Annotated in this window: 18 protein-coding genes and 1 tRNA gene; 13 read left to right on the forward strand and 6 right to left on the reverse strand. The window is 48.5% G+C overall.

Annotated features, from left to right (window positions below; translation table 11 throughout):
• Positions 1-95: 95 nt before the first annotated feature.
• The 3 genes from SERAS12_RS02535 to pepA all read right to left on the reverse strand — a co-directional run bounded on the left by SERAS12_RS02535 (position 96) and on the right by pepA (position 5,032).
• The gene (locus SERAS12_RS02535) at positions 96-2,972 is read right to left on the reverse strand and encodes a valine--tRNA ligase (protein ID WP_013811330.1); all 2,877 of its coding nucleotides are present in this window, start codon (positions 2,970-2,972) and stop codon (positions 96-98) included.
• A 13-nt stretch (positions 2,973-2,985) separates the two neighbouring features.
• The gene (locus SERAS12_RS02540; RefSeq protein ID WP_012005017.1) at positions 2,986-3,435 is read right to left on the reverse strand and encodes a DNA polymerase III subunit chi; all 450 of its coding nucleotides are present in this window, start codon (positions 3,433-3,435) and stop codon (positions 2,986-2,988) included.
• Positions 3,436-3,520: 85 nt separating this feature from the next.
• On the reverse strand, positions 3,521-5,032 hold the full coding sequence (gene pepA / locus SERAS12_RS02545; protein WP_013811331.1) for a leucyl aminopeptidase: 1,512 nt from the start codon (positions 5,030-5,032) through the stop codon (positions 3,521-3,523).
• A 281-nt stretch (positions 5,033-5,313) separates the two neighbouring features.
• Between pepA and lptF the strand changes: the two genes are divergently transcribed.
• From lptF to SERAS12_RS02565, 4 genes are all read left to right on the forward strand, one after another.
• A complete protein-coding gene (gene lptF, locus SERAS12_RS02550) occupies positions 5,314-6,408 on the forward strand; it encodes an LPS export ABC transporter permease LptF (protein WP_013811332.1) in 1,095 nt (364 codons plus the stop codon).
• Positions 6,408-7,478: an LPS export ABC transporter permease LptG gene (lptG, locus tag SERAS12_RS02555; RefSeq protein WP_013811333.1), complete on the forward strand. Its 1,071-nt coding sequence runs from the start codon at positions 6,408-6,410 to the stop codon at positions 7,476-7,478. Before lptF ends, lptG begins: the two co-directional genes overlap by 1 nt.
• A 250-nt stretch (positions 7,479-7,728) precedes the next feature.
• Positions 7,729-7,813 (forward strand) — tRNA-Leu (locus SERAS12_RS02560).
• Between the two features lie 158 nt (positions 7,814-7,971).
• On the forward strand, positions 7,972-8,187 hold the full coding sequence (locus SERAS12_RS02565; protein WP_013811334.1) for a hypothetical protein: 216 nt from the start codon (positions 7,972-7,974) through the stop codon (positions 8,185-8,187).
• A gap of 32 nt (positions 8,188-8,219) precedes the next feature.
• Here SERAS12_RS02565 and SERAS12_RS02570 read toward each other — a convergent pair whose 3' ends face one another.
• Complete coding sequence (locus SERAS12_RS02570; protein WP_013811335.1) at positions 8,220-8,921, reverse strand: hypothetical protein; 702 nt, start codon at positions 8,919-8,921, stop codon at positions 8,220-8,222.
• Between the two features lie 339 nt (positions 8,922-9,260).
• Here SERAS12_RS02570 and SERAS12_RS02575 point away from each other — a divergent pair, with 339 nt between their 5' ends.
• The gene (locus tag SERAS12_RS02575; protein ID WP_013811336.1) at positions 9,261-9,896 is read left to right on the forward strand and encodes a carbonic anhydrase; all 636 of its coding nucleotides are present in this window, start codon (positions 9,261-9,263) and stop codon (positions 9,894-9,896) included.
• 429 nt (positions 9,897-10,325) lie between these two features.
• Here the strand turns inward: SERAS12_RS02575 and SERAS12_RS02580 are convergent, their stop codons facing one another.
• Entirely contained in the window at positions 10,326-10,784 is a 459-nt protein-coding gene (locus SERAS12_RS02580; RefSeq protein ID WP_013811337.1) for a hypothetical protein, read from the reverse strand.
• A gap of 408 nt (positions 10,785-11,192) precedes the next feature.
• On the opposite strand from SERAS12_RS02580, the gene SERAS12_RS02585 reads away from it, so the two are divergent.
• The 7 genes from SERAS12_RS02585 (at position 11,193) to SERAS12_RS02610 (ending at position 20,562) form a co-directional block, all read left to right on the forward strand.
• Positions 11,193-11,441 carry a helix-turn-helix domain-containing protein gene (locus SERAS12_RS02585; protein WP_004953056.1) on the forward strand — a complete coding sequence of 83 codons (249 nt, stop codon included), beginning with the start codon at positions 11,193-11,195 and terminating at the stop codon, positions 11,439-11,441.
• A 2-nt stretch (positions 11,442-11,443) separates the two neighbouring features.
• A complete protein-coding gene (locus SERAS12_RS02590) occupies positions 11,444-12,742 on the forward strand; it encodes a type II toxin-antitoxin system HipA family toxin (protein WP_013811338.1) in 1,299 nt (432 codons plus the stop codon).
• 684 nt (positions 12,743-13,426) lie between these two features.
• Positions 13,427-16,063, forward strand: coding sequence for a Z1 domain-containing protein (locus SERAS12_RS02595; protein WP_013811339.1), 2,637 nt, complete (start codon positions 13,427-13,429; stop codon positions 16,061-16,063).
• Positions 16,064-16,068: 5 nt separating this feature from the next.
• Positions 16,069-17,067: a PD-(D/E)XK motif protein gene (locus SERAS12_RS25270; protein WP_013811340.1), complete on the forward strand. Its 999-nt coding sequence runs from the start codon at positions 16,069-16,071 to the stop codon at positions 17,065-17,067.
• Entirely contained in the window at positions 17,067-18,911 is a 1,845-nt protein-coding gene (locus SERAS12_RS02600; protein WP_013811341.1) for a hypothetical protein, read from the forward strand. The genes SERAS12_RS25270 and SERAS12_RS02600 overlap by 1 nt, the downstream gene beginning before the upstream one ends.
• Positions 18,908-19,813 carry a hypothetical protein gene (locus SERAS12_RS02605; protein ID WP_013811342.1) on the forward strand — a complete coding sequence of 302 codons (906 nt, stop codon included), beginning with the start codon at positions 18,908-18,910 and terminating at the stop codon, positions 19,811-19,813. Before SERAS12_RS02600 ends, SERAS12_RS02605 begins: the two co-directional genes overlap by 4 nt.
• On the forward strand, positions 19,813-20,562 hold the full coding sequence (locus SERAS12_RS02610) for a hypothetical protein (RefSeq protein ID WP_013811343.1): 750 nt from the start codon (positions 19,813-19,815) through the stop codon (positions 20,560-20,562). The genes SERAS12_RS02605 and SERAS12_RS02610 overlap by 1 nt, the downstream gene beginning before the upstream one ends.
• Positions 20,563-20,690: 128 nt before the next feature.
• Here SERAS12_RS02610 and SERAS12_RS02615 read toward each other — a convergent pair whose 3' ends face one another.
• Positions 20,691-22,352 (reverse strand): DNA cytosine methyltransferase, encoded by a 1,662-nt coding sequence (locus SERAS12_RS02615; RefSeq protein WP_239440975.1) that lies wholly within the window; start codon positions 22,350-22,352, stop codon positions 20,691-20,693.
• Here SERAS12_RS02615 and SERAS12_RS25275 point away from each other — a divergent pair.
• Positions 22,335-22,793, forward strand: a complete 459-nt coding sequence (locus SERAS12_RS25275) for a very short patch repair endonuclease (RefSeq protein WP_013811345.1) — start codon at positions 22,335-22,337, stop codon at positions 22,791-22,793. The genes SERAS12_RS02615 and SERAS12_RS25275 overlap by 18 nt on opposite strands.
• The last annotated feature ends 15 nt before the right edge of the window (positions 22,794-22,808 follow it).

The following is a 22,808-nucleotide window of genomic DNA, read 5'->3' on the forward strand; positions in this document are numbered from 1 at the left end:
CTTGTAATAACATCTTAACCGGGCCGGATGCAACGGCGATAAAAAAACAGCGGGGAGATCCCCGCTGTTTTCAACTGTTGCAGCGAACCGACAGATTACAGCGCGGCGATGGTCGCCTGCTGCTCTTGCAGTTTCACTTTGCCTTCTTTGCAGGCCGCCAGACGCTCACGCTCTTTAGCGACGACTGCTTCCGGTGCGCGCGCCACAAAGCCTTCGTTCGACAGCTTGCCTTCGATCGAGGCGATTTCCGCATCCAGCTTGCCCATCTCTTTCGACAGACGCGCGATTTCAGCGTCTTTATCGATAAAGCCGGCCATAGGGATCAGCAGCTCGGCACCGTCCACCAGTTTGGTGACCGATAACGGGCCTTTGTCACCCGCAGGCAGCAGGGCGATAGACTCCAGGCGCGCCAGACGCTCGATAAAGCTCTGGTTCTCCTGCACGCGGCGCTGGGCGTCGGCGTTGCAGTTGCGCAGCAGTACTTCCAGCTGTTTGCTTGGGGCGATGTTCATCTCGGCGCGGATGTTACGCACCGCGGTGATCGCCTGTTTGATCCACTCCAGGTCGTTCAGCGCCTGCGTGTCTTCCAGCGCGGCGTCGTACTCTGGGAACGGCTGCAGCATGATGGTGTCTGCGGTTTCGCCGGTCAGGGTTTTCACGCGCTGCCAGATGGTTTCGGTAATGAACGGGATCACCGGGTGCGCCAGGCGCAGCAGGGCTTCCAGCACGGTGATCAGCGTGTGGCGTGTGCCGCGCTGTTCCGCTTCGCTGCCGTTGATCACGACCGGCTTGGTCAGCTCCAAATACCAGTCGCAGAACTGGTTCCAGGTGAATTCATACAGAATGTTGGCGGCCAGATCGAAGCGATAGGTGTCCAGCGCTTCGCGGTATGCCTTCACCGTACGGTTGAATTCGGCCAGGATCCAGCGGTCCGCCAGCGACAGCACTTTCTCGCCGCCGTTAAAGCCACAGTCTTGATCTTCCGCGTTCATCAGCACAAAGCGGCTGGCGTTCCACAGCTTGTTACAGAAGTTGCGGTAGCCTTCCAGGCGCTTCATGTCCCAGTTGATGTCACGGCCGGTAGAGGCCAGCGCCGCCAGGGTGAAGCGCAGGGCGTCGGTACCGTGCGGCTCGATGCCGTTCGGGAACTGCTTCTCGGTGCGCTTGCGGATTTTTTCCGCCAACTGCGGCTGCATCATGTTGCCGGTGCGTTTTTCCAGCAGGTCTTCCAGCGAGATGCCGTCAACCATGTCCAGCGGATCGATCACGTTGCCTTTCGACTTGGACATCTTCTGCCCTTCGTCGTCGCGGATCAGGCCGGTCATGTAGACGGTCTTGAACGGGACCTGCGGTTTGCCGTTTTCGTCCTTCATGAAGTGCATGGTCAGCATGATCATGCGCGCAATCCAGAAGAAGATGATGTCGAAGCCGCTGACCATCACGCTGGTCGGGTGGAAGGTTTTCAGCGCGTCGGTCTGCTCTGGCCAGCCCAGGGTAGAGAAGGTCCACAGGCCGGAAGAGAACCAGGTGTCCAGCACGTCTTCGTCTTGCGTCAGCACCACGTCGGCGCCCAGGTTGTTTTCGCTGCGCACTTCTTCTTCGCTGCGGCCAACGTAGACTTTGCCGTTCACGTCGTACCAGGCCGGAATGCGGTGGCCCCACCACAGCTGACGGGAGATGCACCAGTCCTGAATGTCGCGCATCCAGCTGAAATACATGTTTTCGTACTGCTTAGGCACGAACTGAATCTCGCCTTGCTCAACGGCTTCCACCGCCACTTTCGCCAGCGGCGCAGTGCGCACGTACCATTGGTCGGTCAGCATCGGCTCGATCACCACGCCGCCGCGGTCGCCGTAAGGCACCGTCAGGTCGTGTGGTTTGATCTCTTCCAGTAAACCAAGCTCTTCAAAGGCGGCAACCACCGCTTTACGCGCCGCGAAACGCTCCAGGCCACGGTATTGGGCCGGAATTTCGTTGCAGTAGTCGGTGCAGATTTCGCCGAGCGTGTTGAACACTTCCGCTTCCTGGCGGATATCGCCGTCGAAAGTCAGGATGTTGATCATCGGCAGGCCGTGACGTTTACCGACTTCATAGTCGTTAAAGTCGTGCGCCGGGGTGATTTTCACGCAGCCGGTGCCTTTTTCCATATCGGCGTGTTCGTCGCCGACGATGCGGATGCGGCGGCCAACCAGCGGCAGAATGATTTCTTTGCCGATAAGGTCTTTGTAGCGCGGATCTTCCGGGTTCACCGCCACGCCGGTATCACCGAGCACGGTTTCCGGACGGGTGGTGGCGACCACCAGATACTCTTTGCCTTCGGCGGTTTTCGCGCCGTCGGCCAGCGGGTAGCGCAGGTGCCACATCGAGCCTTTGGACTCGCGGTTTTCCACTTCCAGATCGGAGATGGCGGTGCGCAGTTTCGGATCCCAGTTCACCAGGCGCTTGCCACGGTAGATCAGATCTTCTTTGTGCAGACGAACAAACACTTCGCGTACCGCGTTGGACAGGCCTTCGTCCATGGTGAAGCGCTCGCGCTCCCAGTCGACGGAGTTGCCCAGACGGCGCATCTGGCGGGTAATGGTGCCGCCGGATTCCGCTTTCCACTGCCAGATTTTGTCGATGAACGCGTCGCGGCCATAGTCATGGCGGGTTTTGTTTTCTTCTGCGGCGATCTTGCGCTCAACCACCATCTGGGTCGCGATACCGGCATGGTCGGTACCGGCCTGCCACAGGGTGTTTTTCCCCTGCATGCGCTGGTAGCGGATCATGGTGTCCATGATGGTCTGCTGGAAGGCGTGGCCCATGTGCAGGCTGCCGGTGACGTTCGGCGGCGGGATCATGATGCAGAAGCTTTCCTGGCTGGTATCGCCGTTTGGCTTGAAGTAACCCTGGTTTTCCCAGTGATCGTACAGCTTCTGTTCGATCTCTTTCGGGTCGTAGGCGGTATCGAGATGACTGTTTGTCTTTTCCATTTTATATCGTTGTTCAGTGAGTTGGCGGCGTTGCCGTGGTCAAATGGAAGCCGACGCTGCGATAGGCTTTATATCGGTCGCGCGCCAACTGTTTCAGGGTGTCTTCGTAAGGGACGAAGTCTACCACTTCATGGAAAGCAGTAGCAAAATCTGCAAACTGCGGCAGCAGGGCGATCAGCAGATCCCGTGGGGAGTTGCCGCGCTTGCCGGGCCAGCACAGCTCTACCGGCGCGCCGTAGTGCGGGCCTTCGCCGGCCAGGTTGTGCGGCACGAACTGGTGCGGATCGCGCTGCCACAGCGCTTCATCCAGCCGCTGGGCCTGTTCCTGGCTCTCGCAGGCGATCAACACCCGCTTGCCGGAACGCCAACGTTCGGCGGCAACGGCGCAGGCCACGGCCTCATGCGCGCTGAGCGCGCCTGCCGGTTCCGCGTGTTCAATAAGATAGAACGTTGCCTGCTTGATCATCTGATTCACCGCTGCCTATAAAAAAATGTAGGGGCACAGCATGCTGTGCCCCTCGGGATTATACCTGAATTACCGCTCAGATTTAATCGTCGCCGTTTAACCCAGCGCGGTTCAGTAAAAACTGCGCCAGCAGCGCTACCGGACGACCGGTCGCCCCTTTGGCCTTGCCGGAACGCCAGGCGGTGCCGGCGATGTCCAGGTGCGCCCAGCTGTACTTGCGGGTGAAGCGCGACAGGAAGCAGGCGGCGGTGATGGCACCCCCCGGACGGCCGCCAATGTTCGCCATATCGGCAAAATTGGAGTCCAGCTGCTCGTAGTACTCGTCGGCCATCGGCAAACGCCACGCGCGGTCGCCGGCCTGCTCGGACGCGCCGATCAGTTCGTGCGCCAGCGGGTTGTGGTTCGACATCAGGCCGGTGATGTGGTGGCCCAGCGCGATCACGCAGGCGCCGGTCAGGGTGGCGACGTCAATCACCAGCTCCGGATCGAAACGCTCGACGTAGGTCAGGGTGTCGCACAGCACCAGGCGGCCTTCGGCGTCGGTGTTGAGCACCTCGACGGTCTGGCCGGACATGGTGGTCAGCACGTCGCCCGGACGATAAGCGCTGCCGCCCGGCATGTTTTCACAGCCTGCCAGCACGCCGATCACGTTCAGCGGCAGGTTCAGCTCCGCCACTACGCGCATCACGCCGTACACGGTGGCTGCGCCGCACATGTCGTACTTCATCTCGTCCATGCCTTCGGCAGGTTTGATCGAGATGCCGCCGGAATCGAAGGTCAGCCCTTTGCCCACCAGCACGATCGGCTTAGCGTCCGGGTTCGGGTTGCCCTTATATTCCATCACTGACATCAATGATTCGTTCTGCGAACCGTGGCCGACCGCCAGATAGGCGTTCATCCCCAGCTCTTTCATCTGCTGCTCGCCGATGACGCGGGTAACGATGTTGGTGCTGAAGGCGTCCGCCAGTTGGCGAGCCTGGGAGGCCAGGTAACCGGCGTTACAGATATTCGGCGGCATGTTGCCGAGATCTTTCGCCGCTTTAATGCCGGAAGCCACCGCCAGACCGTGCTGAATAGCGCGTTCGCCGCTGGTCAGCTCGCGACGGGTCGGCACGTTGAACACCATTTTGCGCAGCGGACGGCGCGGCTCCACTTTATTGCTTTTCAGCTGATCGAAGGTGTAGAGCGTTTCTTTGGCGGTTTCTACCGCCTGGCGCACCTTCCAGTAAGTGTTGCGGCCTTTCACGTGCAGCTCGGTCAGGAAGCAGACCGCTTCCATGGAGCCGGTATCGTTAAGGGTATTGATGGTTTTTTGAATCACCTGTTTGTACTGGCGTTCATCGAGCTCGCGCTCTTTGCCACAGCCGATTAACAGGATGCGTTCGGAGAGAATGTTAGGTACATGGTGCAGCAGTAATGTCTGCCCGACTTTACCTTCCAGTTCGCCACGGCGCAGTAATGCGCTGATATAACCATCACTGATTTTGTCGAGTTGTTCTGCGATAGGGGACAGGCGGCGCGGCTCGAAAACGCCGACTACAATACAGGCACTGCGCTGTTTTTCCGGGCTACCGCTCTTTACACTGAACTCCATGCACTCTCCTGAATCTTAAAGACAAAGGCGGAAGCTACGGCTAGAATGACCCAACTCCGTAATGAACTCCCGCCATTGAGTTAACTAACTATGTTAACCTGAACGGCGTAAATTGCTCTGTTTTGGCGACTATAGGCAAGTTCCTATAGGACACCCAAATGCTAGATGTTGTAATACTATTTTAGCTATGACGGTTGCCATATGATGAGAATAAATGGCGGATTAGCGATGAAACTATCGATTTTCCTGCAAAAAGACAAGTTTTCACAGGCGTAATAAGCGTGATCATCATAAGATATCTGGTACGGGAAACGCTAAAGAGCCAAATCGCGATCCTTTTCATCCTGCTTCTGATCTTCTTTTGTCAGAACCTGGTCAAGGTGTTAGGCGATGCGGTGGACGGCGATGTCCCGACAAATTTAGTCCTTTCTCTGCTTGCATTGGGTGTGCCGAAGATGGCGCAGCTAATCCTGCCATTAAGCCTGTTTCTCGGCTTGTTGATGACGCTTGGGCGGTTGTATACCGACAGCGAAATCACCGTTATGCACGCCTGCGGGCTGGGTAAACGCACTCTGATCATCGCCGCGATGGTGCTGGCACTGATTACCTCCGCCGTGGCGGCGGTAAACGTGTTCTGGGCCGGCCCGCTGGCTTCCCGTTATCAGGATGTGGTGATCAGCGAGGCGAAAGCCAACCCGAGCATCGCCGGCCTGGCGGAAGGGCAGTTCAAACCGTCGCAAGACGGCAACGCCGTGCTGTTTATCGGCAACGTCAAGGGCAGCACCTTCAACGACGTATTCCTGGCGCAACTGCGGCCGAACGGCAACCAGCGCCCTTCCGTGGTGGTGGCCGAGCACGGCAAGATCAACCAAATGAAAGACGGCTCGCAGGTGGTGACGCTCGATAAGGGCACCCGCTTTGAGGGCACCGCGTTGCTGCGTGACTTCCGCATTACCGATTTCAACGACTATAAAGCCGTGGTGGGCCACCGTGCGGTCGCCATTGACGGCAACCAGGCCGAGCAGATGTCGATGCAGGCGCTGTGGCAGTCGGACGATCCGGACGCGCGCGCCGAGTTCCACTGGCGTCTGACGCTGGTGCTTTCCGTGGCCATTATGGCACTGCTGGTGGTGCCGCTCAGCGTGGTGAACCCGCGTCAGGGCCGCGTACTGAGCATGCTGCCGGCCATCCTGCTGTATTTGATTTTCTTCCTGCTGCAGACCTCGCTGCGCTCCAACGGCGGCAAAGGCAAGCTGGACCCGATGATCTGGCTGTGGGTGGTCAACGCGGCGTACTTCGCTATCGCGCTGGCGCTGAACCTGTGGGATACGGTGCCGATGCGTAAGCTGCGTGCACGCCTGAGAGGAGCGGCCTGATGTTTGGTGTTTTAGACCGATATATCGGTAAGACGATTTTCAACACCATCATCATGACGCTGTTCATGCTGGTGTCGCTTTCCGGCATCATCAAGTTCGTCGACCAGCTGCGTAAAGTGGGCCAGGGCGACTACTCGGCGCTGAGCGCGGGGATGTTTACCCTACTGAGCGTGCCAAAGGACATCGAAACTTTCTTCCCGATGGCGGCCCTGCTGGGCGCACTGCTCGGCCTGGGGCAACTGGCGACGCGCAGTGAACTGGTGGTGATGCAGGCTTCCGGTTTTACCCGCATGCAGATCGCCGGCTCGGTGATGAAAACCGCTATCCCGCTGGTGCTGTTGACCATGGCGATTGGCGAGTGGGTGGCGCCGCAGGGCGACCAGATGGCGCGCAACTACCGTGCGCAGCAGATGTACGGCGGCTCGCTGCTTTCCACCAAAAGCGGCCTGTGGGCGAAGGACGGCAACGACTTCATCTACATCGAGCGCGTGGCGGGCGAGAAAGAACTTTCCGGCGTAAACATCTACCACTTCAACGACCAGCGCAGGCTGGAGACGGTGCGCTATGCCGCCACCGCCAGCTTTGAAGACGGCGTGTGGAAGCTTTCGCAGGTGGATACTTCCGACCTGACCAACGAAAAGCAGGTTACCGGCACCCAGACGTTGACCGGCGAATGGAAAACCAACCTGACCCCGGACAAACTGGGCGTGGTGGCGCTGGACCCAACCTCACTCTCCATCAGCGGCCTGCACAACTACGTGAAGTACCTGAAGCAGAGCGGCCAGGAAGCCAGCCGCTACCAGCTGAACATGTGGAGCAAGGTGTTCTCGCCGCTTTCTGTGGCGGTGATGATGCTGATGGCGCTGTCGTTCATCTTCGGGCCGCTGCGCAGCGTGCCGATGGGCGTGCGCGTGGTGACCGGCATCAGCTTCGGGTTCCTGTTCTACGTGCTGGACCAGATCTTCGGCCCGCTGAGCCTGGTGTACAACATGCCGCCGGTGCTGGGCGCGTTGCTGCCGAGCATGCTGTTCCTGCTGATCAGCGTGTATATGCTGCTGAAACGCAAGTAGCGGCATTACGGGCAGTTTAAGAAGGCGTGGCCATTGGGTTGCGCCTTTTTTGTTTCTGGCGCCTGGTGGGGCGCGGAGCGTGATTACGGCGGGGTAGGCGTTGGCGCGCTGCATGCTGCGCCCACAAAATGGACACAATGTGACCCCTGCGACGATTTTTTCAGCACTTAACTCATTGAACAACGGATAAGTGTTGCATGCGGATCGCTGAAAGGTATAATTCACCCGTTTTCCGCATACTACTTGCAGTGCCGAAGTGGCGAAATCGGTAGACGCAGTTGATTCAAAATCAACCGTAGAGATACGTGCCGGTTCGAGTCCGGCCTTCGGCACCATTAGTACAGCGCGAACAAGAAGCCACCGAAAGGTGGTTTTTTTGTGCCTGGAATTCAGGGCTTGATGTGGCTTTCTGTTGTAACCTGACGCTGATTAGAAAAACATCACTACGCAATCTTTATAAAAGTTATTCACTTCTATTAAGCGAGATTTGGTTATGGGCTCATCAGAAAAACAAACTATCAGTGCTCAGATACCGGTGGGGCTCGCCGTTGCGGTTGAAGACCTGACTAATGAATTCTATAGCTCTAAACGGTGGCATCGACAGGTGTTAGCCGGTCTTGCTGATGTAGATGAAGGTCGTGTGGTCAGTCATGTTGATATGCTCGATTTCATCGCCAGCTTAAAAACAGAGCAGACAGAAATTCGTTGAGTGCTTAAAGTTCAGGATGAGCTGGATCCTGTTTATGGAAAGACAATAGCTTCAGTTTCGACACTGTAGTGGCCGTCTTTTTCAGGTTTCAGCAGGAAATAGCGTGTACTGCGATAGGTTGCATTCTGCACGCTGTAGCTTTGTTCCACGACGTACACTTTTTCCCCATTAGTCATCGCACGGCCCGCCCCTAAAAAATCAATCGCATAGTTGCCGTCAATGTTATCGGCCAGATTTAAGACACCGTCTTTTTTATCCACAAAATGGATGGACCCATCGACGGATTTCAGAGATTTTCCCGCGTTAACTTGCTTAGCTCTAAGCTTGAGGTCATCGTTACTTATTGCCTGATACATCAATGCGGGCAACCGTTCCGGCAAGCTTGCTGGTGTACCAATAACCAACCCTTTATGACCAGCAGAGAATGAGCCAGCCCGTAAACCGTGACTGATCAGGCAGGCCCCCAGATATTGCCGGAGCGTATTATAATCCATCGCATTCTTGCTTTGCTCAACCGGCTGCCCGAACTGTTGATATTTTTGGTAAAAGTCGGCGCAGGATGTGGCTTGCAACTGCTTGTTTCCCGGCCCTTTAAAATAAAACTGATCTGAAAAATCGCTGTCTTTGGCGAAAATAGACCGATCAATCTCTGCAGGGGATAACAAGCCCGCTTCAGCGCTGGAGAGCCCAAATATAAAGGGGACAATCAACCATAATTTCTTCACTTTAGCCATTCCGTGTGCTTCCTTTTCAATGAGATATGTTGATGTGGGGAAAGGAGGTTCGTGTGTTTGCCTGAATTATAGTGACGGATATTGGTTCTGGAGATTCAAGCTTATAATTTATCTCAGTCTGCGCATATACCGATCATTGCCACTGTTAAATCCCTTTTATTGGTTTCTTCATTAATTTTGCTACCAGGCGAGGTTTAGTTATGGGCTCAGATACCGATGGAGCTTGCTGCACCCTCGTCATTGCAGTTCCCTGAACGCTCATTTCCATCCAAGAGATGCTGGACTAACGGGAAGTGATGTTTATCATGTTATCGAGACTACCGATCCAGAGAGCGTGCTATGCAACATATCATTGAAGGTTTCCTCAGCTTCCAGAAAGAGATTTTCCCTCAGCGTCAGGAGCTCTTCCGCAGCCTTGCCTCCAGCCAGAACCCTAAAGCGCTGTTTATTTCGTGTTCTGACAGCCGCCTGGTACCCGAGCTTGTGACTCAGCAAGAGCCGGGGCAGCTTTTCGTTATCCGTAACGCAGGCAACATCGTTCCTTCCTTTGGCCCGGAGCCGGGTGGGGTGTCGGCGACCATCGAATACGCGGTTGTGGCGCTTGGCGTCACGGATATCGTGATTTGCGGCCACTCGAACTGCGGTGCCATGAAGGCGATAGCCTCTTGCCAGTGCCTTGACCCGATGCCTGCCGTTGCCCACTGGCTGCACTATGCGGACGCGGCAAAAGCGGTGGTAGAGAAGAAAACGTGGGATAACGAAACCGACAAAGTTAACGCTATGGTTGAAGAGAACGTAATAGCCCAGCTAAATAATATTAAGACTCACCCGTCCGTTGCCGTTGGTCTGCGCAACAACGGCCTGCGTCTGCACGGCTGGGTGTACGACATCGAAAGTGGCGAGATCCGCACGCTGGATAAAAATACGAAGAATTTCGTTTCGCTGGCGGATAACCCCGACGTTTGCTTCGAATAACGTGATGCCTGGCCTTGGCGATGAAATTGAATCCACGTTCCGGCGTGGATTTTTTTATGGATAGGTCTCATTAGTTGAATGTCATTAATAATGTTCGCTTTGGATATTCACTAACTCACTTGGTTAGCCATCCAGTCAATTGTGTCACCAGTATGCTGATATGTAGGCCTCCGTATTAAGTATAATTATTAACATAAGGGGCTTGTATGTGAAATATTCTATTTTTTACATCACCTATGAGCATTGTGAGAATGATAAACTATTAAAAATCCATATTTTTGGCGAAGAGACTTAACAATGATGATATATCTAAAAGTAAAGTTCAAGGGTGGCCAATCAAGAACTAGCATAAGTTATTTAGTCGGTCATACTGTATAAAACGTGAGTAATCACGTTTTATACAGTGGAGGTATTAAAACTTTATAAAAATCAGGAGGTGGCATCTTCAGGTAGATTGACCGTATAGTAACCAAATAACACCAGACTTATGTGAAAGAAAGCAAATACCGCAAAAAAAATCAGGGATGAACGAAAATCCTCTTCCGGAGTAGCCAACATCCAGTCATAAAAAGATGCACAGGTTATGCCTATCATAAACCTGACTAAAATATCCGCCAATTTGCTAAAATTATTTTTATATCTATTTTTACTAGGTTTTATGTACACTATTGTTTTATATGATTTTAAATCCCACGCCATCCACCATAACAAAGAAATACATATAAAAGTAACGACAACCCATCCTGCTGGATTATTCAAGTCTATCTGGTTTTTTAACGCGCAATACAATCCCGTACCTAATAGTGCGAGTGATATATCGTGAACATAGCTTATGGTTTTTTTATAATACGTCTCATTTATATCTTTCTCTACTAAGTAGCCTTTCATAAGATTCCATCCTATATTTAAAAATAAATTAATTTATATTTCTTTAGATTGTAATGCTGAGCTATTTTTTTTGTGCTGATTTACGATATGGCAATGATGCAGTAACTGTTAGCACGGTCTGAATTTTAGTATAAAAATTTGGCATTAAGAAAAAATTTTATCACGATTTTAGCCTTAGAGCTGGTCAGAGGGATTTAGCATTTGCAGACCATTAGTTATCATACGAACAATAATCCGTCTCAAGGTGGTTTTTGTTCTTAAAATTCGACATGTCCCTATTTATATTCAATATGTTACAGATAGTTATCCGCGATAGAGGATATGGTCATTTTTATCCTCTGTAGAGGATAATATTTGCTTTATCCTCTATAGGGGATAATACTCATTTCATCCGCTTGGGAGGATAAAATGAAAATCACCTCGGCAAAGATGTTGGCGCATGCGCTACGCAATGAGCGTAAAAAGCGTAACCAGAGCCAAAGCAAAACCGCTGACAGCATCGGATTAAAACAGGCCACGGTTTCCGCCTTTGAAAACAACCCGGACGGCACCCGGCTGGAGACGTTGTTTAAACTGCTTGCTGCGCTGGATTTAGAGCTACAAGTGACTCCGCGCGGTAAGCCGGTCGATCCCAAAACCTGGGATCAGGAGTGGTGAGCATGGAAAAGCTACGTGTGGCGCTGAATGGCACTGTTGTTGGGACGCTGGAAAAGCACGCGGGCGGCGCGATGTCGTTTGTTTACCACGAAGAGTGGCTGGCACAAGCCGGTGCGCGCGCCATATCGTTATCCCTGCCGCTACAACCAGAACCGTTTCGCGGTGACGTGGTGTATAACTTTTTCGACAACCTGCTGCCGGACAGCGAACTTATTCGCAGCCGCCTACAGGCGCGTTTTAAAACGGCAACCAAACAGCCTTTTGATCTGCTTTCCAGCATTGGCAGCGACTGCGTGGGTGCGATCCAGCTTTACCCTGAACATGCCGATGTGGCCCCGGTCAAGCAAGTGAACGCCGTGCCTGTCAGTGACGAAGAAATAGAGCAACTTCTGCTGGGGTACCGCGAGGCACCGCTGGGCATGGAGGCGGGTATTGATGATTTCCGGATCTCTCTGGCGGGTGCGCAGGAAAAGACCGCGCTGCTTTGGTTCGGCAATCAGTGGTGTCGGCCACAGGGGAGTACGCCAACCAGCCACATCATAAAACTGCCCATTGGGCATATTGCACATAACAATTTGGATCTCAGTGAAAGCTGTGAGAACGAGTGGTTATGTTTGCGCATTGCAGAACAGTTTGGCCTGCCGGTAGCGCAGGCTGAGTTGGCGCATTTTGGCGAGCAGAAGGTCCTGATCGTTGAGCGTTTTGACCGGCGTTGGGCGCGGGATAACAGTTGGCTGATTCGTTTGCCGCAGGAGGATTTTTGCCAGGCGTTAGGCATTGCTCATGCGCTGAAATATGAGGCTGATGGTGGGCCCGGTATTGCGGCTGCTATGGAGTTGCTATTGGGCTCTCAACAACCCTTGCTCGATCGGGACATTTTCTTTAAAAGCCAAATCGTATTCTGGATGCTGGCGGCCATTGATGGGCATGCCAAAAACTTTAGCCTGTTCATTGAGCAGGAAACGGCCTATCGAATGACTCCGCTTTACGATGTGCTCTCGGGTTACCCATTCATGAACGCCCGTGGCATCGCGCCGCAGAAAGCAAAAATGGCCATGGCCGTGCTGGGGCAAAGTCGCCATTACCGTTGGAGCCAGATCTTGCCTCGGCACTTTATCTCTACCGCGAGAGCGGTGGGGTATTCCGAAGAGAAAACGCTGCAGGTGATGGCTGAGCTAAAAGCGCAAACGGAGCAGGCGATCGCTAATGTGGAAGCGATGCTGCCGGATGAGTTTCCTCGTCTCGTGAGTGATGCGATTTTTGCTGGGGTTCGGCGGCAGGCTGAGAGGTTGGTGGGGTAGGGGGGTTGTTTTGCTATTGAATGGCGTAAAAATCAAGACACCTGTGTTAGGTGTCTTTTTTATCTCTGCGATTTAGGTTTTCGTCATCGAATCAACAGCAGGTGCTGAAACAGTTATGCCGGATAAACGCGACCTTCCTGTATCTGCAACAAGTGGTTGTTTGCCTGTTCGCTAAGTTCTAGCAGGGCAGGGAGCACATGTGCGGAGGCTTTGAGCCAGGCGCTGATTTGCACCCTGCGGATTCCTGTGCCACGGCGCTGAGATCGCACAATTGGATATCGCTGAGTTTGCAGAATTGCTGGTCCGCAATGAGGTTGCGAAAGATAGGGATGGAGCTATGGGTGGGTGTTTCATTCTTTTTTATATTTTTTAATTAAATTACGATTTTAATTTCTTTGGAAAAGTAGAATATATTAAATTTTTCAGTGAAGTTAAAATACTATACTTGAATTTTATTTAGTGATGTTATGATTACTCTTGTTATTATTTTCATGATAATGATTTTTGTTGTTATAAATTGTTTTTTATGGGCCTTCTACCAAGGCTTATTATTTAACAATTATTGATGTGGTAGTTTAATAAAATGTGATAAAGCAATGAAAACTTCATATAACATGAGCCTATTGAGGTCAATTAACGATAGAATTGGCTAATGATTATGAACTGTAACACAAAGGAGTGCGTATGCCTGGGCCTCAGGTCGAGAGTTTAGTTCAAAGAATTCTGCAAGCTTTACCCCAAGTTGAGAACTTGGAGGCCGCTATCGTTCTGGTCCGTGACGAACTAGATACATTGTTTAAAGGCCTTTCTGACAGTCTTTCTAAGGAGATCGGAGAAGCTCGAGAAATTGTCGAAAAGAAATTTGAGAAAATTCAGATACTTCATAATCATTCTGTCATAAAAAAACGGCCACAGTGGTATTTTGGGCCAACTCCAGCCTCTCTGCATTGGCCTGCAGTGGAAGGTTTCTTGGTAAATAGTAAAGGTTGGCTCGAAGATGATGTAAGAGGAATCGATGATGCTTCTAATGAAGTGGTATCACTTCTTGAAGATCCGAAGCAAGGTCAATTTTCAGGTCGAGGCCTGGTTGTAGGACATGTGCAGTCTGGTAAAACAGCTAATATGACGGCAGTAATTGCGAAAGCACTCGATGCTGGCTATAACACTGTCATTGTGTTAGCCGGGTTAACGAATAAACTTCGTCATCAGACACAACTTAGATTCTATGAAGACTTGGTTCGTAGAAACCCTCTTCACTGGCATGTTCTTACATCAAATGAGCAAAACAAAGATTTTAGGGCCCCACCTCAGGGAGGGTTCCTGTCACATGCTGATAAAGCGCAGTTGGCAGTTATCAAGAAAAACGTATCACCTCTTGCTGAGCTAAAGATTGCGATTGATCGAACACTTCCCGCAATCCTTAAAAGGCTTCGGGTTCTCATTATTGATGACGAGTGTGACCAAGCTAGTGTCAATTCAGCGCGTGGGGAACTTGACATGACAACAATAAATCAACGGATTAGGGAGATTTTGTCAGTTCTACCAGCAGTGACTTATGTAGGATACACAGCGACGCCTTTTGCTAATGTTTTGATCAATCCATACCGAGCTGATGGTCAAGAGCTTGATGATTTATATCCTCGTCATTTCATCACTGCACTGCTGAAGTCGGAACGATATTTCGGAACAGAAAGATTGTTTGGTAAAACTCCAGAAGACCCTGAAAATATTCTACCCGAAGATGAGGGGCTGGATATGATTCGTGAAGTGACCACAAACGAGGAGTTTTTATTACAACCGTCTAGTCGTAGCGAGAAAGATTTATTTCAGCCTCTAATGACCGAGAGTCTTGAAAATGCAATTCTTTATTTTATTTCATGTTGTGCTGTGAGACATGCCCGTGGAGATTATAATAAGCATATGACCATGCTTGTGCATACATCTGCTTATGTCATTGCACATGAACGAGTTGCATCTTTAATTGAAGGGTGGGTAGATATTCACAGGGATTATCTTACCCAAAGAACATCGTCTATAGGTAAAAGAATAGAGAAAATATGGAACGAAGAACTAGGACGATTACCAAGTAATATCACAGAAGCTCCCGTTATATCGATAGATGAAATTTTTTCTAACTTGCCAAAGGTTTTAGATGCGATAGAGTTTCCCGTAGAAAATGGTGCGAGTGATGATAGAGTCGATTATAATTCTGATACAGCTAAAATTTATATAGTTGTAGGAGGCTCGATTCTAGCTCGTGGCTTAACACTTGAGGGACTAATGGTCAGCTATTTCCTTCGTACAGCTAATCAGTATGATACCCTGCTACAAATGGGTCGTTGGTTCGGTTATAGACCAAAATATGAGGACCTTCCACGTATATGGATGCCTGAGGAGCTCAAGTTGCAGTTTCGTGCTCTTGCTTCTGTTGAACAAGAAATACGTGATGATATTGATCAATACCGTATTCGAGACCTGACGCCTATGGAGATCGCTGTACGGATTCGTAGTATACCAGGAATGGCTATCACAGCAGCTAATAAAATGCGGGCTGCAGAGCAGTGTGCTGTTAGCTATTGGGGTACGCATAAGCAGACTTTCCGTTTCGAACATAAAAACAGAGATCTATTACGCCAAAACTGGAATGCTGCCGCCGAACTCGTAAGTCGAGCTGAAGCATTGGGTCTTCGTGATACTTCAGATAGAGCTGGTAATAAAAAGCTTTGGCGGGGAGTGCCAAGGTCCTCGATACGCCGTTTCTTCGAATCTTATGTTGTTCAGGCTACACATGCAGATCTAGGACGCAGTATGTTACTGCCTTTCCTTGATAATCCGGATCAGCGCCTAGATAAGTGGAACGTCGGTATCATAGAATCTGCAGATGGAGGTAAAGATTCTGAGGATTCGCTAGGAAAGGTAGGTGCAGTTAGGCTTATCAACCGTGCAAGATTGCAAGGAAATGGGGACGCTGATATCAAGGCATTAATGTCAAAGAATGATATCATTTTTGATTGTTTAGATATTTTTGATAAAAATGGTGATTGGGATGAACTGAAGAGCCGACGACTTGACAGCATTGGTCAAATACCTCTTTTACTCCTCTATGGGATAGAAAGAAAATCAGAACCTAAAAAAGCATCTAAAGTTCGTGTTTCGCTTAGTGCAGAATATGATGTTCTAGGTTACGGTATTATTTTTCCTGGTTCGAAAACTGAAGGTGGTAGCTTCGTATCTGTAGACTTGAAGTCACTTTCTGCAGATGAAATTGAAGAGATCGCTGCTCAAGAAGCTGCACAAGTTGAGGCCGCAGGAGTTGAATAATAACAATGAGTAACCTAAAAGATTTGTGGACTATTTTGCGGTCTGGTTCATTTTATGAACAAGACGGGTTTGATATTCCTACTTTCCCAACTGAAGTAATTACTTCAGTTGGGGCTGTGCGCCTTTCTCTTGGTAGAAGCGGAGAGTTAAGAGTTCTTTTTCCACTCAAAGGGAGAGAAAGAACAATAGGAATTGATTCAGGAGGTGCTTTATTAGTAAGTGTGTCAACCTTAACTAATAATGGCCGCGCCTTACGATTTCTAGATATAGTATGCACATCGAAAGAGTTGGAAACAGTATTTATTGAGGTTGTTAATGAGATCTTGGTAAGAGTTTCCAGCGCAAAAATTGATTGTGTAGATGCTGCTAAATCTACTATTGAAGACTTTCGTTCTCTTTTGGCAAACTCTTCTGTTTCTCGGATGGATGTAAATAAGTCTGTCGGCCTTGTTGGTGAATTGCTTATCCTAAATAGGTTGTTGGATCACTCACCTTCTTCTTGGCGCGCGTGGCGTGGACCGATGGGAGATCGGCATGATTTTCGTAAAGCAGACACTTCGCTAGAAGTAAAAACAACGCTTCGTTCTGATAATAAAATGATAAATATTAACGGATTGGAGCAGTTAGAGATACCCGCAGGAGGCAGTCTTCATCTTCTCAAAATAACGCTTGAAGAAGTTAAGGATGGTCTTCTTAACGTATCGTCATTGGCTCATAGTGCTTTGAGTAAGGTTGATGATTCTGAAAGTCTTCGAAAGGTTTTTTGCTCTGCCGGTTGTGATGATATTGATGCACCTCAGTGGTATCAGCATTCGTTTCGACTTGAATCAGAAATAATTTATAAAATTGTTCCTGGATTTCCCCGATTGACTTCCTCAATGCTTATATTAGGGAATGCACCAGCTGGTGTTTCAGGAGTTTCTTATAAAATCGATCTTTCTCATGCTACACCATATCGCGTTAATCCAGAGTCATATAGCAGGATAGTAGAGGAGCTTTGTTAGTGAAACCACTTCATATGTTTTCGGAGCCGTATGGAACTACTGGTAATATCAGTGATAATTTCCGTCGTCTTCTTGGTGCTCCAACATTAGATCCTTTACAAACAGTGATTAGAGAGTCTATTCAGAATATTGCTGATGCCGCTAAACTAGGTTTGGGTCCGGATATATATATTAGAATTCGCAAGTTAACTGAACAACAAGTATCTGTTTTAGCTAATACAGTTCTGAAGGATCTACCTAACGAGGCTAGATCAAAAAAAGAGTTTGCATCATTGTTGTCTCAGAAAGAACCCGTGGTAATGGAAATTTGCGATTTTAATACAGTTGGTCTTGGTGGGCCTACTAGAGCGGACCGTATACCCATTAATACTAAAAGAACGGACTTCATTGATTTTCTTAGAAATATAGGTACCGCAAGGGATACTAAACTAGGCGGCGGTACTTATGGATTCGGAAAGGTTGCCCTATACAAGGCAAGTAAATGCAGCTTTGTGATAATAGACTCTCAACCATACGATTCAAGTTCTGAAGATCGCCGATTAATCGGCTGCCATATTGGACACTCATTTAATATACCTGAAAACGGAATGCAAAAGCGTTTTACTGGTAGACATTGGTGGGGTGTCCCTGATTTAGAAGATGGAGTTGTTGATCCGTTAATTGGTAACGATGCTAAAATATTAGCTTCTGCACTTGGCTTTCCCGATAGAGATATGACACGAAGCGGGACATCGATAATGATTCTAGACTTTGATAACGGTGGTGAAGAGTTACTAACTATTGGAAATAAAATTGCAGGAGCAATATTGTATAATTTTTGGCCGAGAATGATGAGAGATACCCCATCAGATCGGCGTTTTAATTGTTATCTTGAAGTAGATGGTTTGCCGATAGAAATCCCAGAACCTGAGGATTTTCCTCCTTTAGATCTATTTACAAAGGCTATGCGAGCAGCAAGAACGGAGAGTGGAAATAATATAATAAAGATGTTATCAAAAAAACCGATAAAAGAACTTGGTATATTAGCGATTGAACATGGGCTTAGAAATCAGAGACGCTCATTATTGTCTGAATATAGCCCTTTTCCCAAGACTTCCCAACATATAGCACTTATGCGTCCTGTTGAACTTGTCGTAAAATATCTTGAAGGTGCGGGATTGCCTGATACAAGGCTCGAATGGGCAGGTGTGTTCATCACTAGCAGCGAGCATGAAGTAGAAAGTGCTTTTGCTGATTCGGAACCACCTGCCCATGATGATTGGGTCCCAAACAATCTTCCTAAGGGTCATGCGAAAACATATGTGAACGTTGCGCTTCGAGATCTCAGATTCCATGCTACTACTCAAGGAGAAAAAGGTACCGGTCGCCCGATTTATCAGTCTGGGCCACCTTTAGCGCGCCTTGCCGGTAATCTAGGTAGTGCTTTAGAAGGGGTTAATGGTGAGGGGGCTGGATTGATTCGCACTGGTGGTGGAGGGGGTGGGAATCCACGTCCGATATGTGCCAAGTCAACTTCTCCTTTATTTATTCGACTTGAGGCGACCAAACTTGGCACTGTGGCAGTTTTTTCAACAGATGTACGCCAAGATAATAGAAAGCGTGGGGCTCAGTTGAGTGTTATGGCTTCTATTGCCTTAGAGGGAGTAAAAACATTCCAGCTAGATGAGGGTATAATAATACAACCCACTATTGTTTCGATTACATCTATCGAAAGAAGAGTTGAAATAATGGGGAGTATTTTTCAGCTCGAAGGTGAGGAAGGCACTTATGAGATTCGCGTGACAGTACCAAAAGACTGTGCTGTTACTGTTGAGGCTAATGTATTGATGGAGGAGCAAATATGAGCCGACGTGTTGCTTTCCCTTTCCTTACACTCTCCGATTCTGCCGTTGATGTTACTGAATGGACATTATCGTTGAATGATTCCGAATGGGAGCCTATAGGTGAATTTTTGCGTAATTGGGACCCATCTAGTGTAATCCGTTTACGTAGAAAGATTAAGTTAGACTCTAAAATCGCTAGTAATGACTTGGATTTAGATGAAAAAGATTTTCAAATTTCCGTCGTAATTAGTTTAGGTACGGGGCAAGGTCGATTGCCGAGAAAAGTATTCCTCCAAGAAATTAGAACTTTAGAATATGGAGTGTGGGAGGCTGAGTTCGAGTTTGAAGTATTTGGGCGTGATTTATCTGCTGTGCTCGATGTTTTTACACAGATAATATTAATATCGACAACAGCAATTTCAAATATATTGTCTCCGCAACGCTTTGGTGATCGACTTTGGAGTGATCGTTTTCGCGTACGAATTGAGGGAGAGGAACCACGATTCCCTATTGAAATTGCTGATTTTTCACTTCTGCTCAAAGGTACAAATAGTTCTTCCACACCATGGTATTTACATTGGTCACCATACGATTGGGCCCGTGATTTCCACGGTGCAATGAAATTATATCTTAACAATGAAATGACAGATTTTGTTGATAAAATATTAAATGAAGATCCAGAAATACTACAAGTGTTGATGGCTGATGTTATGGGACAGGTATGTGAGAGGTTAGTTATGGATCAAGAGGCCACAGAGCTTTTTCACTTATCCGAAGCTGGTACACTTGGCGGGCAAGCATCAGCATGGCTTAAAAGTGCTTGGCCTGATAAAGATATTACATTTATAAAATCAATACTTGAAAACCGTCCCGGTATGTTCCGTGCTGCATTTTTAACATTAGCAGAATTAAGGAGAGTATAATGATAACACTGTTACCACGTTTACAGTTACCAGCTGCTGAACAAGAATTGGAAATATTCATCAATAATACTCATCAAGAATGGAAAGGATTTAATAAAAATACTCTTCCGAATGCAGTTAAGTTTGCAGCTACGGGGGGGGTGCAAATAACATCAAAACAACTTGAGGAAATGCGTAATGGGATACACGAGATTGCTAAAAGAAACGGATTCGGTGGTAATGATAGCCGGGTAGGTTTTTCTAAATTTGACACTGAGGCTGCGGCTTGGTTTGCTGATCAAACGATACTAGCGAGTGGGGAAGCTCTCAGAGATGATGTTTGGTCATTTATAGGGGTAGTTCTTGCGCCGGATATAGTTCATTGGCGGTTTGGTACTGCGCGAAAAAGGTATATCGGTGGGGTAAGAAATACTTTCCAAAGACTTTGGATAAGAGGAGTGACTCTTGATAGAGGGGTAGATTCTTTAGCTCGTTGGGAGCTGTTAGAAGAGCTTACGGAAGATGCGCTTGTACAAATAACTGAACGACCAAGTCTTGGCGGTGACCCAAGGCTGGGTCGCGCTATAGCTGAGGCTTGGCTACGAGCTGCAAGGTATTACGGGAAAAATTCAATGGAATCAATTATGCGGAGCGCTATACTTAGGATTCGTGTCTGGAATGAGGTCCGAAGTTTCAGTAGCCTATCCGTTAGTGAATTATGTTCTATTCTTGATTTTGCTTTTGGGAATACTACTGAAAATGGTAGTTAACGAAAGAATTATGGAAAGTGATATTTATTTTGCTATAGAATAGATATAAATGGATAGCCATGCTCATTAGGAGGAATTCGGTAACTTCCTATTAATGATGAGTTATTGTCAAAATGAGCACGAAATTATTATTTCAGTATTTTAGCAACTATATCTGCAATTTGATTTGCTAATAGTGGGGGTACCGCATTCCCAACTTGGTGATACTGTTGGGTTCGACCGCCCTGGAAAAAGTAGTTATCTGGGAAAGTCTGTAGTCGAGCTGCTTCTCGCACAGTCAGACTTCTGCACTGTATCGGGTCATAATGAATGAAATAGTGCCCATCTTTAGATATGTGGCTTGTAATCGTTGTCGACGGGTTGTCTTTAATTTGAACCCTAAATCTGTCTGAAAACTTTCCTGACTCCCAGTTCTTATGGGCGGGAGCGAGTCTTGGCAAATTAAATTCCTTATGTCCCTTTGGCGATCTTTTGTGAACAGAAGCGAAGGTTGCGGCATAACCATAACGGCCAAGATCATCAATGCGATGCCCCCGGGTTTCATGGTTAAGCCAGACATTCAAATGAGAATCCAATAGCCATTTATCAAGGTAGTCACGCCCTGTCTTTCCAATACTATCGGACTTTTTAGGTAGCCTGACATTTCCTGTTGTTAAGACTAAACCGATATTTTCAGATATTTTTTGTAGGCATGGGGCTAAATTGCTTACAGTATCATCAGATATTGATGCTGCTTCTGCCAGTGTTTGCAATTCCTTGCTAACTAGTTCTGCCCATCGAGCGTTGGAGTCCTTCTCTTTACTTAACAAACTTCTTAAAGAGGGAAGACCCCCAATAGCATCTTTGACAGATACTGTATCTTGGCGAGACAACTTGGGTAGTTTGTCTTTGTAGCGATCTTCACGTATGCCTAACAAAATAACTCTATGGCGAGCTTGGGGTATGCCGTAGTCTTCCGCCCGAATTATGTACTTGGTCAGATCAAGCTTATTTGGATCGTCACCATCACAAAATACTTGATCGCTTACTAAGGAGACAATGCGATAGCATTGTCCTTTTTGTGTCGCGCCTAATGCAGCATCTGGGTTGGCAAGATCTTTCAGGATCTCATGGAATATTTTCTGACCATTGATAGTCGACGAGAGAATTCCTTTGACGTTCTCCATGACAAATATATCAGGTTGATAGTTTTGTATGATTCTCAGATATTCGCGGTAGAGAAAATGACGATGATCATCCTCCGCCTTATAGTCGGCTTTGCCCTTGTTTCTGGCTCTTCCTACCAATGAATAGGCTTGACAGGGAGGCCCGCCAATTAGCACCCATGGTTGTTGTTCTGACTCGCGTTTATCCAGCGCTGTGTGAATTGAAGTATCAAGAGTAGCATTTCCATCGACGCTGCCGATTTCGATGCACATCGCTTCTTTACCGGACTTATGCCAAAGATCTTCTGTCTCATCGCTGTACGGCTTTTCGGATTGGCCATTGCAGAAGCGATAGTAATCCTCCAGTTTGCCTGGTCTACTACTACAGAGCAGTCGGTAGAAGGCTCGGAGACGGAGAGTTTGGTGAGCAATAGGATCTTTTTCAGCTGAAACTGCGATCTGGAACGCATTCCCGTTTTTCAACGAAGAGAAACCTTCACCCAGCCCACCAGGTCCGGCAAAAAGATCTACTATTGGGATCGGTAATGAAGTTGTACTCATGAGTTCTTTTTGTAGTTTTAATAAGGTAGCCAGGATACCAGGAAGAGACACAAACGGGAAGCAATCATGGATGTCGTCGACCAAAAAACACGCTCTAGAATGATGTCAGGCATCAAAAACAAGAATACGCGGCCGGAAATGCTCGTACGTAAGTACTTACATGCAAAAGCGTTTCGATTCAGACTGCACGTTGCAGATTTACCCGGAAAACCCGATCTGGTTCTTCCCAAGCACAAATTGTGCATCTTTGTGCATGGTTGTTTTTGGCATCGCCATGAAGGATGTCGTTATGCTACCACTCCAGCTACTCGCCCAGAGTTTTGGACTAAAAAACTTGCATCGAATAAACAACGCGATATTCGCGTCAAGATGCAATTGCTTGACGCTGGATGGCGAGTATTCGAAATCTGGGAGTGCGGCCTTAGAAAGAAAGATGGTGATTCCTTAAGCTGGTTACCAGAGTTTATCAATAGCGACGTTCTGACATTAAGTTGGCCTGACTATATTTGCAGTGGGGACATATAGCCAGGCGACAAGTTT

Origin of the sequence: Serratia sp. AS12 (assembly GCF_000214195.1) — a bacterium.
GTDB classification, from domain to species: Bacteria; Pseudomonadota; Gammaproteobacteria; order Enterobacterales; family Enterobacteriaceae; genus Serratia; species Serratia plymuthica.

What these genes read in the sequence shown, in the direction of transcription:
- SERAS12_RS02570 (WP_013811335.1), bottom strand. Translation starts at nt 8,921, where the DNA reads ATGGCTAAAGTGAAGAAATTATGGTTGATTGTCCCCTTTATATTTGGG.
- SERAS12_RS25270 (WP_013811340.1), top strand. Translation starts at nt 16,069, where the DNA reads ATGAGTAACCTAAAAGATTTGTGGACTATTTTGCGGTCTGGTTCATTT.
- SERAS12_RS02595 (WP_013811339.1), top strand. Translation starts at nt 13,427, where the DNA reads ATGCCTGGGCCTCAGGTCGAGAGTTTAGTTCAAAGAATTCTGCAAGCT.
- SERAS12_RS02580 (WP_013811337.1), bottom strand. Translation starts at nt 10,784, where the DNA reads ATGAAAGGCTACTTAGTAGAGAAAGATATAAATGAGACGTATTATAAA.
- SERAS12_RS02535 (WP_013811330.1), bottom strand. Translation starts at nt 2,972, where the DNA reads ATGGAAAAGACAAACAGTCATCTCGATACCGCCTACGACCCGAAAGAG.
- SERAS12_RS02590 (WP_013811338.1), top strand. Translation starts at nt 11,444, where the DNA reads ATGGAAAAGCTACGTGTGGCGCTGAATGGCACTGTTGTTGGGACGCTG.
- SERAS12_RS02585 (WP_004953056.1), top strand. Translation starts at nt 11,193, where the DNA reads ATGAAAATCACCTCGGCAAAGATGTTGGCGCATGCGCTACGCAATGAG.
- pepA (WP_013811331.1), bottom strand. Translation starts at nt 5,032, where the DNA reads ATGGAGTTCAGTGTAAAGAGCGGTAGCCCGGAAAAACAGCGCAGTGCC.
- SERAS12_RS02605 (WP_013811342.1), top strand. Translation starts at nt 18,908, where the DNA reads ATGAGCCGACGTGTTGCTTTCCCTTTCCTTACACTCTCCGATTCTGCC.
- SERAS12_RS02565 (WP_013811334.1), top strand. Translation starts at nt 7,972, where the DNA reads ATGGGCTCATCAGAAAAACAAACTATCAGTGCTCAGATACCGGTGGGG.
- lptG (WP_013811333.1), top strand. Translation starts at nt 6,408, where the DNA reads ATGTTTGGTGTTTTAGACCGATATATCGGTAAGACGATTTTCAACACC.
- SERAS12_RS25275 (WP_013811345.1), top strand. Translation starts at nt 22,335, where the DNA reads ATGGATGTCGTCGACCAAAAAACACGCTCTAGAATGATGTCAGGCATC.
- SERAS12_RS02575 (WP_013811336.1), top strand. Translation starts at nt 9,261, where the DNA reads ATGCAACATATCATTGAAGGTTTCCTCAGCTTCCAGAAAGAGATTTTC.
- SERAS12_RS02610 (WP_013811343.1), top strand. Translation starts at nt 19,813, where the DNA reads ATGATAACACTGTTACCACGTTTACAGTTACCAGCTGCTGAACAAGAA.